Origin of the sequence: Parabacteroides sp. AF17-28 (assembly GCF_003479205.1) — a bacterium.
GTDB lineage: Bacteria > Bacteroidota > Bacteroidia > Bacteroidales > Tannerellaceae > Parabacteroides > Parabacteroides acidifaciens.
On record NZ_QUGV01000040.1, the window covers coordinates 1 to 14,533 of the forward strand.

Annotated in this window: 10 protein-coding genes and 1 pseudogene; 5 read left to right on the forward strand and 6 right to left on the reverse strand. The window is 49.4% G+C overall.

The features are described 5' to 3' along the window. From DWW90_RS19320 to DWW90_RS19340, 5 genes and pseudogenes are all read left to right on the forward strand, one after another. Positions 1-201 (forward strand): annotated as a pseudogene (locus DWW90_RS19320) (hypothetical protein); the annotation flags it as partial. Between the two features lie 325 nt (positions 202-526). Beyond that, on the forward strand, positions 527-3,766 hold the full coding sequence (locus DWW90_RS19325) for a DUF2723 domain-containing protein (protein ID WP_122346147.1): 3,240 nt from the start codon (positions 527-529) through the stop codon (positions 3,764-3,766). Positions 3,767-3,768: 2 nt separating this feature from the next. Then, positions 3,769-4,380 (forward strand): polysaccharide deacetylase family protein, encoded by a 612-nt coding sequence (locus tag DWW90_RS19330; protein ID WP_122331369.1) that lies wholly within the window; start codon positions 3,769-3,771, stop codon positions 4,378-4,380. A 158-nt stretch (positions 4,381-4,538) separates the two neighbouring features. Next, complete coding sequence (locus DWW90_RS19335; protein ID WP_233547832.1) at positions 4,539-5,792, forward strand: S28 family serine protease; 1,254 nt, start codon at positions 4,539-4,541, stop codon at positions 5,790-5,792. Between the two features lie 116 nt (positions 5,793-5,908). Then, positions 5,909-6,625: a DUF5036 family protein gene (locus DWW90_RS19340; RefSeq protein WP_122346159.1), complete on the forward strand. Its 717-nt coding sequence runs from the start codon at positions 5,909-5,911 to the stop codon at positions 6,623-6,625. Here DWW90_RS19340 and DWW90_RS19345 read toward each other — a convergent pair whose 3' ends face one another. The 6 genes from DWW90_RS19345 to DWW90_RS19370 form a co-directional block, all read right to left on the reverse strand. Next, positions 6,626-7,075, reverse strand: coding sequence for a YqaA family protein (locus tag DWW90_RS19345; RefSeq protein ID WP_115498555.1), 450 nt, complete (start codon positions 7,073-7,075; stop codon positions 6,626-6,628). Next, a complete protein-coding gene (locus DWW90_RS19350) occupies positions 7,060-8,073 on the reverse strand; it encodes a hypothetical protein (protein ID WP_115498556.1) in 1,014 nt (337 codons plus the stop codon). The genes DWW90_RS19345 and DWW90_RS19350 overlap by 16 nt, the downstream gene beginning before the upstream one ends. Before the next feature lie 367 nt (positions 8,074-8,440). Continuing rightward, complete coding sequence (gene purD / locus DWW90_RS19355) at positions 8,441-9,703, reverse strand: phosphoribosylamine--glycine ligase (RefSeq protein ID WP_122346149.1); 1,263 nt, start codon at positions 9,701-9,703, stop codon at positions 8,441-8,443. Between the two features lie 19 nt (positions 9,704-9,722). Further along, positions 9,723-11,924 (reverse strand): DPP IV N-terminal domain-containing protein, encoded by a 2,202-nt coding sequence (locus tag DWW90_RS19360; RefSeq protein WP_122346160.1) that lies wholly within the window; start codon positions 11,922-11,924, stop codon positions 9,723-9,725. Beyond that, positions 11,908-13,515, reverse strand: coding sequence for a class I SAM-dependent RNA methyltransferase (locus DWW90_RS19365; RefSeq protein ID WP_122333020.1), 1,608 nt, complete (start codon positions 13,513-13,515; stop codon positions 11,908-11,910). The genes DWW90_RS19360 and DWW90_RS19365 overlap by 17 nt, the downstream gene beginning before the upstream one ends. Before the next feature lie 51 nt (positions 13,516-13,566). After that, positions 13,567-14,514, reverse strand: coding sequence for a serine O-acetyltransferase (locus DWW90_RS19370; RefSeq protein ID WP_122333021.1), 948 nt, complete (start codon positions 14,512-14,514; stop codon positions 13,567-13,569). Between the last annotated feature and the right edge of the window lie 19 nt (positions 14,515-14,533).

The window sequence follows — 14,533 nt, forward strand, 5'->3', positions numbered from 1 at the left end:
CGCGACCTTTCTGCAGCACTCGACACGAGTTTTGAAGATGGGATGGAGAAAGGAATAGAAAAAGGCAAAGCGGAAGGTTTAGCAGAAGGCAAAATCGAAGAACAACGTTTTATTGCTACCAATTTAAAAAAACAGGGGATCAATATTGAAACGATTGCGCAATGTACCGGTTTGTCGGTAGAGGAAATTAACGGATTGTGATTTATCAATGCTAACCAATTGAATCAGCCGGGTTGCTGCTTGTTCGATAACCCGGCTGATTTTCTTATATCTTAAATTTGATTACAATAACACAATATGGATTCGAATTATGACAGCCATGTCAGTATCCTGTCATCCAAATGTCGGCAAATCTTCAGATTTTATTCTGTTATTCAGGCAATTCTTTAATATATTTCTAATCTCTTCCACACAATTTATAGCGTATCAGGGCGTTGGTATTAAACGTAAATGCTTACCTTTGCGGCCGACTGTCCGTGTGAGGATACAGAATTAAGACAATTAATTATTACACTTTATACAAAGTATGGGAAAGTATAAATTGATCAACAACGTGTTGGGCTGGATTGTTTTTGCAATCGCTTCAACCGTCTATTTGATGACTATCGAACCCACTGCCAGCTTCTGGGATTGTGGTGAGTTCATTTCTTCGGCTTATAAGCTGGAAGTAGGGCATCCGCCCGGAGCGCCGTTCTTTATGTTGACGGCCAATCTGTTTACACAACTCGCATCCGACTCTGCCACAGTTGCAAAGATGGTAAATTCGATGTCTGCTTTGTTTAGCGGGCTGACTATCTTGTTCCTTTTCTGGAGTATCACCCATCTTGCCCGCAAGATCATGGTGAAAGACGGCGAAGAAGCCTCTTTGGGACAGATGATCACTATCATGGGGAGTGGTCTGGTCGGTGCATTGGCTTATACTTTCAGCGATACCTTCTGGTTCAGTGCTGTGGAAGGAGAGGTTTATGCCTACTCGTCCCTTTTCACGGCAGTCGTTTTCTGGCTGATTTTGAAGTGGGAGGCTGTAGCCGACAAACCGCATGCAGACCGCTGGATCGTGTTGATCGCTTACCTGATGGGGTTGAGTATCGGCGTCCACTTGCTGAACTTGCTGTGTATCCCGGCTATCGTGTTGGTATATTACTATAAGAAATTCCCGAATCCGACCATGAAGGGGACGCTTGTCGCCTTGCTGGTTTCCTTTGCTATCGTTGCCCTGATGATGTATGGGGTGGTACAGGGACTGGTCGAGGTTTGCGGTTATTTCGAACTGTTGTTCGTCAACGTATTAGGTATGCCTTATAATTCCGGAGTATTCGCTTATGTGATTATAGTGGCCGGTGTCTTGATCTGGTCTATCTGGGAAACGATGCGCGATGAGGTTCATCCGACACGGATGAAGATTGCCTTTATCCTGTCGATCGTACTGATCGGTATTCCGTTTATCGGTAGCGGGTATGTGCTGGCTGTTATTCTGACGGCAGCCTTGAGCCTTTATCTGTTCTGGAGCAAAAAGGTTGATATCAAGACGTTGAATACGATCCTGGTTTGCCTGATGGTAGTCGTTGTCGGTTATTTTTCGTATGCACTGACACTGATCCGTGCGACAGCCGACACGCCGATGAACCAGAACGCACCGAGCGACATCTTCACGCTGCGTACTTACCTGGCGCGTGAACAATACGGTAAGACACCGCTTATCTACGGACAGACCTACGTTTCCGAAGTACAACGTGAGAACCAGGGAGGCAATTGCGTCCCCGTTACGACGGAAGGCGAACCGACCTGGAGCCGCGTAGTCAAGAAAGACAAGAACGAGAAAGACCGTTACTACGTTTCCCGTCGCGATCAGGATTATAAATATGTAGACGAGCTGAATATGCTCTTCCCGCGTATGTTCAGCAGTGATCCGCGCCATGTCGAGGCCTATAAGGAATGGGCGCAAGTGAAAGGCCAGCCGGTGAAGTACAACTATTGCGGCGAGATCAAGAGCGTGATGAAACCGACGTTTGCGGAAAACTTGCGTTATTTCTTCTCCTACCAGCTGAACTTTATGTACTGGCGCTACTTCATGTGGAACTTCTCCGGCCGTCAGAACGATATCCAGGGAAATGGCGAAGTGTTGAACGGTAACTGGATCACCGGTATTCCGTTTATCGACGAGGTATTGGTCGGCCCGCAGGAGGATATGCCGTACGATATTATCAATAATAAAGGACATAACGTCTATTATATGCTGCCCCTGCTGTTGGGTATTTTGGGCCTGTTGTTCCAGGCTTATTCCGGACAGAAGGGTATCCAGAGTTTCTGGGTTACATTCTTCCTGTTCTTTATGACAGGCCTGGCCATTGTGCTCTATCTGAACCAGACACCCTACCAGCCGCGTGAACGAGACTATGCGTATGCAGGTTCGTTCTATGCCTTCTGTATCTGGATCGGGTTTGGTGTCGCGGCCTTGGCAAAGGGATTGGAGCGTTATGGCAAGCTGAATCCGGTAATTGCCGGCTCGGTGGCAACCCTGCTTTGCCTGTTCGTGCCTGTCCAGATGGCCAGTCAGACTTGGGACGACCACGACCGTTCAGGCCGTTATGTCTGCCGTGATTTCGGGTCAAACTATCTGGAATCATGCGAGCCGAATGCCGTCATCTTTACGAATGGCGATAACGATACCTTCCCGCTGTGGTATGCCCAGGAGGTCGAAGGAGTCCGTACCGACGTCCGTGTTTGTAACACCAGCTACCTGCAAACAGACTGGTATATCGACCAGATGAAGAAACAGGCTTACGAGTCCGCTCCGCTGCCGATCACCTGGACACGCGACCAGTATATCCAGGGAACGCGCGATGCAGCCTATGTATTCCCGCTGACAAAAGACTCGATCGACCTGAATGTGGCGTTGAACTTTGTCCGTAGCGATGATCCGAAATTCAAGAAGATTCCGGGCATCAACCAGGAACTGGATTATATCCCGGCCGACAGACTTTATTATAAGGTCGATTCGGTTGCCGGAGCCAAAGTGTTGGGTGGTAATACGGATGGAATGGTCAGCCAGATGATGATCGACCTGAGAGGCAAGAACGCCTTGGGCAAACAGGAGCTGACGATCCTCGATATGTTGCAGACCAATAACTTCGAACGTCCAATCTATTATGCCATCACGGTTAATTCCGACCAGTTCATCAAGTTGGACGGCTATTTCGAACAGACCGGTCTGGCTTATCAGATCGTTCCGAAGGAAGCCAACAAAGCGGTCAATACCGACAAGATGTATGACAACGTGATGAACAAATTCAAATGGGGCGGCGTAGACAAACCGGGCGTTTACATCGACGAGAACGTCATGCGTATGTGTAAAAGCTACCGTACGATGTTGTTCAACAAACTGGCGGAAGCGTTGGTGAGAGAAGGCAAGAACGACAAGGCGCTGGCCGTACTGGACAAGTCCATGCAGGTATTGCCGCCGGAAAATGTCCCGTTGGATTATTCGGCCATTTCAACCGGAGAGTTGTATTATGTGTTAGGGCAGAAGGAGAAGGCAGAAGAAGTCTTTACTGCCATTGCCGATAATGCGATGCGCAACCTCAACTGGTTCTACCGCTTGAGTCCGGCGCAGATGGCTTCGATAGAATCTGAGCTGTATTATAATCTGGCAACTCTCAATCAGGTTTTGTTAATTAGCAAACATTATAACCCCGAATTCGGTAAGAAATACCAGGAAGAGTTTGACAACTACCGTATGGCTTACGAGTCGGTGCGCAAAGAATAGATATGTTTATAGAACAACCGCCCTGGTTCTACAGGGTCCTGTTTCCAGGGGTAATCTGGAGGATTCCGGCTAAGAAGAAGTGTGTATATCTCACCTTCGACGATGGCCCTATCCCCGAGATTACCCCTTGGGTATTGGATATACTCGATAAATATGGCGTGAAAGCCACCTTTTTCTGCGTAGGAGACAACGTCCGGAAGTATCCGGAGACCTACCAGATGGTGCTCGACCGGGGACACCGTGTCGGTAACCACACGTTCAACCATATCCAGGGGATACGGTTCTGGACAAAGAATTATCTGGCGAATGTCGAGAAGGCTGCCGAGTACATCAAGAGTAACCTTTTCCGTCCGCCCCACGGCCATATGCGCTTTCCGCAGGTGGTCTTTCTCAGGAAGCACTACCGGATTATCATGTGGGACGTCGTGACACGCGACTACAGTCCGCACATGACGCCGAACGGTGTCTTCAACGTCGTCAAAAACTACACGCGCAACGGCTCCGTCATCGTCTTCCACGATTCGCTGAAAGCCGAAAGCAACATGCGCGAAGCCATGCCCCGCGCCATCGAGTGGTTGCAGGAACAGGGATATGAGTTCAAGTTGTTTGAATAGGACATCCTCATAAATACAGATAATAAGATTGCTCTTGTGTCATGGCGGGCTTGACCCTTGAGTATGGTTCTTGAGGTAAGTTCGATATAATTGTAACAAATAACTTTAAAAGATTAAATACCATGAAACGTCTATTGAAAAGCATTACATTCCTATTGATGTTGTGCATCGCCTTTGCCGGCAGTGCACAGGAATTACAGGAAAAACTGGCCGCTCTGAAAGGTATCAGCGGCATCGAAAAACTGGAATCGGACTATTACGCCGAGAAATATGTCGTCCGCATTACCCAACCGGTCGATCATAAGAACCCTGCTGCCGGGACATTCACCCAGCGCGTGATCGTCGCCCATGTAGGTTTCGACCGTCCCACAATCTTGGTGACCGAAGGCTATGGCGCTGCATACGCCCTCAATCCCCGCTACCAGGAAGAGCTTTCGAAGCTGCTTAACGCCAATATGGTCTTTGTGGAATACCGTTATTTTCTGGAATCCACCCCGGAACCCTGTAACTGGGATTACCTGACAGCCGAGAACTCAGCTTATGATCTCCATAACGTCAACCGGGCCTTCCGCCAGCTCTACACCGGCAAGTGGGTCAGCACCGGCATCAGCAAAGGTGGGCAGACTACCTGTCTGTACCGCGCCTATTTCCCTGACGATGTCGATTTTTCTGTTCCTTATGTCGCTCCCTTGAACCGGGGTGTCGAAGACGGCCGCCACGAACCGTTCCTGCGTAAAGTCGGTACGAAGAAAGACCGCCGGAAGATCGAAGCGTTCCAAGCCGAAATCCTGAAGCGTAAAGCCGAGATCGTCCCGATGTTAGAGACTTTCTGTCACGATAAAAAGCTGGAGTTTCGCATTCCGATGGCCGAAGTGCTGGACTATTGCGTGCTCGAATATCCGTTTGCCCTCTGGCAGTGGGGAACGCCGACCAACGTTATTCCGCCCCTTTCTTCCGACACGAAAACATTGTTTTACCACTTAGCCGACATCAGCGGCCCCGATTATTTTGCCGAGGACCAGCCGAACATCTCCTTTTTCGTCCAGGCAGCCCGCGAATTGGGCTATTATGGCTACGACACAAAGCCGTTCCGTAAGCTTCTGACAATCGACAGCAGTCGTGGTTACCTGAACCGCATCATGCTACCCCGTGAACTGGTCGACCGCGTAGAATACCGTCCGGAGCTCTATCATAAAGTCTACGATTTCCTGAAAAACAATGATCCGAAAATGATATTCATCTACGGTGAAGTGGACCCTTGGAGCGCAACCCGTGTCCCCACCTTCAAAGGCAAGGTAAACGAGCAAATCTACATCCAGCCCGGAGGCAGCCACCGTTCCCGCATCAGCAACATGCCGGAAGAGATGAAAGAAAAGATATTGACGCAGATCAATAAGTGGTTGGCGGAATAACAGATATCTTTATTCTTTTTTGCTTAGAAACCGTTTGATTTCGGAATAATATGGATACATTTGTGAACCTATTTTTCTCACTTGTAAAAACGGATTTTAATTTAAAAAAGAAAATGATGAAAAAGAATCTATTATTTCAGTTCTTGTTAGTGGCGTTCCTGCTTCCGGCTTTCTCTTGTTCGGATGACGATTCCACACCGGAAATCAATAACGCAACCACTTTGAACATGCTCGATGCGGAGAACGGCACGACCCGTTTGGGAAATTCAGACATTTACATTAATGCTGCAAACAATTTTCAGACAAACAGATGCCTGATTGCCGAAATCGGTACGTCGAAAGGATTGGGAAAAGTCATTCCTCCCAAGGTCGGCGACGGGTTGGTCTCTCAGGTCGCCGTAGCGCCGGGCCATCTCTACCAGGCTTTCGTGGAAGAAGCTGTAATGCAGTTTCCGTCGGGGAAGTTCGCGTTAGCGCTGGCCGGAGACTACTATCAGTTCTATGTCGATTCGGAGATCATGAAAGAGGAAAAAAGAATAGGCGCCGTCGTGCGGTTTGCCTTGATCAATCCCGAGGCAGACGGTTTGCCCGCCTACGACAGCATGATCGGGACAGTGCGCAACGGTTATGGAGAGGAAATCGTCTGTGAGTTTCCCAAGAACACAGAGTTTTACTACGACAGCAGTCTGGAAGAGATCTTTCAGATTTCGACTAATGGCGGTGTTTTGAAGATGAGCCTGTGGGTCTCGTGGGGCGATAATCTCCGGGGCAACTACGTCATCTATGCCCGGCATAACGAGGTATATACGAAAGTATATGTCAGAGTGGAATAATCAGAACATTCCCTGTACCTTGTAAACAAATTCCATCCAAACCCAATATCGGATCGCCTTTCCGAGGAACATCGAGATCGCGACGATCCAGATATTGGCACGGAGGAAACCGAGCGCTACGGCGATGAAATCACCGATGCCGGGAAGGAAAACAAAGAAGCCCATCCAAGAGCCTTTCCCTTTTATCCAGTCCTGGACCTTTTGGAGTTTCACGGCATCCAGCTTCAGATATTTCTCTATCCATTCGACTTTCCCCAACATACCTAACCAGTAACAACTCATACCTCCCAGGAAGTTACCTAATGTCGCGGCAATCATACAAGGCCAATAGGCCGAGCCTGCCAGTAGTACGCCGGTCAGGACCACCTCGCTGCTGAACGGCAGGATGGTGGCGGCCAGGAACGATGCGATAAACACGCCGATATATCCGTATTCTATAAGAAATTCCATAAACGAATGAATAAGGTGGCAATCAGGAATACCACAGTTGCATAAAACGACCAGAAAACAATCCGCCTTCGCGTTACCGTAAAGAAGTGGGCAATCAGGATGGAAGCAGGTACACAAGCCGTTTCCAGAAATTCTTCCGAGACTTGCTCATAGAGGAAATAAAGGCTGAAAGCCCACACCGACATCGCAATCAGAAACGCAAGAAACTGGCGTGAACGCAGTGAGTCCTCCGTATCGTGCATGACAATATTCAGAGACGCGACAATTGTCAGGAAAGCGATTGCAATGATACTGATCCAGTCAACCAGCACAATCCCGTCCGTAGCCAACAGGTGCATCTTGAAAAGCGTATGGAAAGGAATGGTGAACGGCGTAAAATCCCGTTGCCATACGCACCAGCCCAGCAGGAACCAATACACGGTGGCGACACCGAGCAGAGATGCCATAAATGTACGCGGCGTCAGCGAACGGAAGTTGTACATCCCGAGCCAAAACAGGGGCAGGAACCAGAGCAGGTGAATCCAGAGCAGGCTTCCGATACCGATCAACAGGGCAGCACTGTAGGCTTTTTCCCTCGCTTCCGGATCGTGGTAGGAGGTGAATAGCTGGTAAATCGCCAGGATCAGGCAAAAAACGCCGACCGACGTAGATTTCAGCGGGAAGAAATCCGGGTTCGTACTGATGAATAAGATATAAAACAGGAACGGCAACATCGTCTTTTCCCTGATCAACACCAAGACATAATTGGCGCGATGCAACAGGAAAGCGCCTCCTGCCATCAGTACCATCCCGATGATGTAGGTAAATTCTTTGCCGGGCAATGCCTGGCAGATAGCGTTCCAAAGAGGAGTAGCCGAAACCTCGCCATAGACGGGATAGCCTACGGAATACAGATAACTCACCACCCAGCAGACCATACACGCCAGCAGAACCGGAATAAAGGTCTGCGGCGCGGAAAAGTCAAACCGGCGGGTGTATTTATTGTATGCTACTCTCATGTTAGTTGAAATTAGATAGATGATGATTTAGCGGTGACTCGCAGAGGCCTCGTAGGGGCGGTTCGCGAACCGCCCAAATAGCGACGTTGTCTTAGGGCTGTAGGCCCGGCAGATCTCAGCCCAAGGCGTGAGCCTTGGGTTAAGGAAACGTCTCTCCCCTTCTTAGCCCTGTAAGGGCGGCACCCTAACTTCTTCTGTCACAAGGCATCGCCCTTACAGGGCTCTAAAGACGGGAGGTGGCCCTATTTAAACCCAAGGCTTACGCCTTGGGCTATGCTCTGTCGCCCTTACAGGGCTTTGGCGGTTTGCGAACCGCCCCGAGGCCGTTATCCGCTCACCGTTAAATCATCATTTAGCACAATGTTTATTACAAATCGAATCCGATATCGCTACGGAAATATTTCTTGTCGAAGTCGATGGTTTTGGCACCGGCGAAGGATTTGGCAAGGGCTTCCTCCTTGTTGGCACCGTATGAGCTGACGGCGATAACACGGCCTCCGTTAGTGAGGATTTGCCCGTCGGCTGCTTTTGTGCCGGCATGGAAAACGATGTTTTCTGCCGGGACTTTATCCAGGCCGCTGATCACTTTACCCTTCTCATAGGCTTCGGGATAACCGCCGCTGACCAGCATAACGGTTACAGCTGCACGCGAGTCGTGTGTCAGTGTGCGGCTTCCTAAGTTGCCTTCTGCAACGCCTTCCAGCAGTTCGACCAAATCACTCTGGATGCGGAGCATCACGACTTCCGTTTCCGGATCACCCATGCGACAGTTATATTCGATCACCATCGGCTCGTTCTTTACATTGATCAGGCCGAGGAAGATGAAACCTTTATAATCGATATTCTCCGCTTTTAGTCCTTCGATGGTCGGGCGGATAATGCGCTCGTCCACCTTCTGCATAAACACATCATCTGCGAAAGGAACAGGGGAAACAGCTCCCATACCGCCTGTATTCAGGCCGGTATTACCTTCTCCGATCCGTTTGTAGTCTTTGGCAACCGGAAGTACCTTATAGTCCTTACCGTCTGTCATAACAAACACGGAGCATTCGATACCGTCCAGAAACTCTTCGATGACAACTGTTTTGCTGGCATCGCCGAACATTCCGCCCAGCATGTCGCCCAACTCTTTCTTCGCCTCTTCCAATGTATCGAGAATCAACACACCTTTGCCGGCTGCCAGTCCGTCTGCTTTCAGCACATAAGGAGCTTGCAGTTCTTCGAGGAAAGCGTAGCCTTCTGCTAAATTATCTGCCGAGATACTTTTGTAGCGGGCAGTCGGGATGTGATGGCGCATCATGAAAGCCTTGGCAAAATCCTTGCTCCCTTCTAACTGTGCACCCTCTTTAGACGGGCCGATAACGGGAATAGCGGCGTCGTTCTTGAAGAAGTCGTAAACTCCTTTCACCAACGGGTCTTCCGGGCCTACCACTACCATATTGATATTGTTTGCCAAAGCAAACTCCTTGATAGCAGGGAAATCGTCTGCCTTGATATTTACATTCGTGCCTGCCAATGCTGTTCCGGCATTACCGGGAGCAATGAATAACTTGTCCACTTTCGGGCTTTGAGCAATCTTCCAGGCTATTGCGTGTTCGCGGCCGCCTGAGCCAAGTAATAAGATGTTCATATTTCTCAATTCTTAATTTTCAATTCTTCAGGTAATCGTCGAAGTACCGTGTTATCTTCTCATACAGATGCGGGCGGTCTTTGCCGATCACATTGTGCAGGTGGCGGGGATAGACGAAGTAATCCGGATAGGTGTCTGCATCCACACAGGCTTTTAGGAAGCCGAGGCTGTGCTGCCAAACGACTACCGGATCGATATCTCCGTGGATCAACAACAGATGTCCTTTGAGGTTGCCGGCTTTCAGTTTGAGGTTGGCATTCTTATATCCTTCCGGATTATCTTGCGGACGGTCCATATAGCGTTCACCGTACATGATTTCGTAGTTGCTCCAGTCGATCACCGGTCCTCCGGCAACGCCTACCTTAAACAGTTCCGGATAAGAACACATCAGGTTCGTTGTCATAAAGCCGCCATAACTCCATCCGTGTACGCCTATCCGGTCGGCATCCACGTATGGAAGGGACTTCAGGAAGCCGACACCTTTCACCTGGTCCGCCATTTCGTTTACACCTAAGTTCCGGTGGATCACACTTTCAAAAGCATGTCCGCGATTGGCTGATCCGCGGCTGTCGAGCGTAAAGATCACATATCCGCGTTGTGCCATATAGATATCCCATCCGCCTACACCGTTCTTCCATCCGCCTGTCACCAACTGGGCGTGCGGACCTCCGTAGACATAGACGATAGTGGGATATTTCTTCGTTTCATCCAGCCCGACGGGTTTAACCAGGCGATAGTTCAAGTCAGTCACACCGTCTGCCGCCTTGATCGTACCTGTGACGATCTCCGGCATGGCATAACCTTCGTACGGGTCTTTTGCCGTCAGCAACGTCCGCAGGGTTTCTCTCTTTTGCCCGTCGATAATCGAAATCTCACGTGGAATAGCGGGAGCGGAATAATTATCGATCAGATATTTACCGGATGCGCTGAGCTGCGTATTGTGCACACCCTGCAAACCACCCGAAGTCAGTTCGTAAGATGTTCCCTTTTTCAAATCTAACCGTGATGTTCCGACATATAAGGCATCGCCATAGCCGAAGGAACTGAGCAGCGCCGGTTTGGTAGAGGAGAAATACAAGGCTTTCCCTTTTGCATCGAAGCCTAATACATCCTTTACGACCCATTCGCCTTTCGTCAACTGTTTCAGCAGTTTGCCCTCCGTATTATATAGATACAGGTGGTTATATCCGTCGCGTTCGCTCTGCCAGATAAACTGGTCCGGGTTGTTAGGAAGGAAGAGAACCGGATGTTGCGGTTCCACGTAGTGTTCATCCGTTTCGGTGAACAGGTCAGCTTCCTTTTCCCCTGTCAGGGCGGAATAGCGTACCAGATGCATCTCGTTCTGTTCCCGGTTCAGTTCGGCGATATAGATGCTTTTCTCGTCCGGACTCCAGGCTATATTAGTTAGGTATTTCTCTTTTGGCAATCCCGTTTTCAGCCAGACGGTCTTTTTTGTTTCCAAGTTATAGACGCCGACAGTCACTTCATGGCTTTTCATGCCGGCCATCGGGTACTTATGCGGTTCAGCCGTTGCGCAACGGGTTGTAATATTAACAAACGGATAATCCGTAACCATGCTTTCGTCCATCCGGTAGAAAGCTAAAGCCGAACCGCCGGGTGACCAGAAAGTCCCCTTGTGGATACCGAACTCGTTCTGGTGGACAGACTTTCCGCAAACGATACCGTCCGCCGTTTCGTCTGTAACAATCCCGACAGTGTTGTCGGGCGAAAGAATCCGCAGATTATTCCCTTCCGTAAAAGCCAGGTAGCCGTTAGCCGGGCAGAAATCATAATCCGCCCATGACGCATCCAACTTATAAGCATTCAGAATCTTGTTTTCCGCAAAATTATAATGGTAACGATGGCGCTTGGCATTGAATGTTAGCACGGGCTGATCCGGATATGGAACCGAGAAATAAGGCATACTTCCCACTGTCTGCTGTCCGGCTGCCGTAAGTGCATCGTTCAGTTGCTGGCGGGTGAAGGCCACTTTTTCGTTCTTGGTCGATTCGCCGCTCATCATGCTGTCGCCCCTGACATACAGATAAGTATCTCCGCACCACTGCAACTGTTTCAGGCTGCGGGGTACAAAACGACTCTGCGTTTTTCCTCCCGGTATCAGGTCTTGCAAGGTGAACTGCTTATCTTGTCCCATCATCGACAGCGGATTTGTAAGTGCCAGGGCACAACATATTGCTAAATATTTAATCATCGAGATCATCGTCATCTCTTCTTTTAAATGGTTTCTTGAATGATTGGTTTCCGAACTTCTTGTCTCCGAATTTCCTGTCACCAAACTTCTTATCCCCGAACTTTTTGTCACCGAATTTCTTTTTGTCCCCAAAGACTTCGTCGTCTTTGAAACGTTTCTTGACAGGGCGTTTGGCAACGAAATCCTTGCGTGCCGGACGGCCATCCGCCCGATCATCGCCAAAATAACGCTTGCCCGGTACAAACGGTGCGCGTTCGCTGTCGTCCTCGGCATGTGCCGCTGCAAAACGGCGGTCGGGGCGGTCCAACCGGTCAGTCTTAAAGTTCGGACGGGAAGGACGGTCTGATGAGCGATCGGAAGGACGATCCGGACGGCGTTCGAAAGAGTGTTTGCCGGCAACATCCGGGCGTTCGAAACCTGACGGACGCGCTTCGCCTTCTTCGTTCAACGCTTTTTTATAGTCCTTGTTCTTTCCTTCAAATATGTCGTAGCAACGGTATTCGCATTCCAGCGAACCGTTCATCAGCTTCATCTTTTCGCTCGGTTTCAAGCCGATCTTATCGAAACATTCGTCTTTGTAGCTCAGTATCCATACCTTATATCCCGTAAACACATGTTTGATCCGTTCGCCGATCATATTATACAGCCCTAACAGGTCACGGCTTGAAATACGTTCGCCGTAAGGCGGATTCGTCACCATGATACCCGGATTCGGCGCTTCGGCGCATTGCTGGAACGGTTGGACTTTCAGGTCGATATATTTCATCAGGCCGGCACTGCGGATGTTCTTTTCGGCAATCTCGATTGCTGCCGGGCTGATATCCGCACCGTAACATTTGAATGTAAACTCGCGTTCCTGGCTTTCGTCGTTGTAGATACGGTCGAACAGTTCCTGGTCGAAGTCGATCCATTTTTCGAAAGCGAACTCCTTGCGGTGCACACCCGGAGCGATGTTCAGCGCAATCATGGCAGCCTCAATCAGCAACGTACCGGAACCGCACATCGGATCGACGAAGTTGGATTCTCCCTTCCACCCTGTTTTCAGAATCATGCCGGCAGCTAATACTTCGTTCAGCGGGGCTTCCGTCTGGTCTACACGATAGCCGCGTTTATGCAGACTCTCGCCCGAACTGTCGATAGACAGCGTACAGTCGTTGTGCGAGATATGGATATTGATATACAGATCCGGATTATTCACACGGACGGAAGGACGCTTTTGTTCCTTTTCCATGAAATAATCCACGATAGCATCTTTCGTACGATAGGCAACAAACTTGGAGTGGTTGAAGTCTTCCGAGTAGATAACCGAGTCGATGGCGAATGTCTTGTCCAGCGATATGTAGTTTTCCCATTTCACCTTCTTCACCTCTTTGTACACGGTATCGGCGTCTTTGGCTTTAAAGTGATAAATGGGCTTCAGGATGCGAAGCGCCGTACGGCAACAAAAGTTGGCTTTGTAAAGCACTTCCTTATCTCCGGTAAAGGACACCATCCGGCGGCCAATCTGTATGTCGTTGGCACCTAAAGATAATAATTCGCCGGCCAGTATTTCTTCCAACCCGTAAAGGGTCTTGGCCACCATTTCAAAAGTCTCGCTCATTTTAAGTTGAAAGTTAACAATGATTCCTCATCGTTTATTAGTAATTCTATTTTAATTATTAGTTATTTTCTGTTCGTTCACTCCGCTGACTGTCAACTGGCATTTGTCGATCGTCAGCTGGCTGACAGTCGCTCCTGCCGGGACATCTTCGGTGATCCAGACGTTTCCGCAGATTGTCGCTCCCTCGCCGATACAAATCCGTCCCAGCAAAGTGGCATTTGAATAGACCGTGACATGATCGCCTAAAACCGGATGGCGAGAGACACCGCGTATCGCATTCCCGTTCTCGTCAGGCGGCAGTTTCTCTCCTGCCAGGCTGACTCCCTGGAAGATACGGACGTGGTTGCCGATTACGCTGGTTTCGCCGATAACAGTGCCTGTGCCATGATCGATGGAGAAATAATGCCCGATCTGTGCTCCCGGATGGATATCGATACCCGTCTCCGAATGCGCCATTTCAGTAATCATGCGGGGGATGAAAGGGACGCCTAACCGGTATAGCTGGTGTGCAATACGGTAGTTGCAGATAGCCCGGAAACCGGGATAGCAAAAGATGACCTCGTTGATGTTTTGTGCGGCTGGATCGCCGTTAAAGGCTGCTTCGGCATCGGTTGCCAACAGGCTGCGCATTTCAGGAAGTGACTGGATAAAAGCTTCCGAGAGCTTTTCCGCTTCAGTGAATATCTTTTCTTCCGGGCAAGTCGTGCAATTGGTATCGGCAAAGCAAAGCCCGGCATAAATCTGTTTGGAAAGCAAGGTATGCAATGTCCCGATGTTTACACCGGTATGGAAGCGGATCGTCTGCTTGCTGATACGTGCATTCCCGTAATAACCGGGGAAAAGGATTGCCCGGCATAGATCGATGATCTCTTCCAGTACTTCACCCGAGGGCAACGCTTCTTCATCGCGATAGGCATGAAACAGTTGCTGGTAAGATCCCTCATCCGAGAGCATCTCAACTGTATCATTCAATACCTTGCTATGCTTTTGCAATCCCATTATTCAGCAATAATCATAT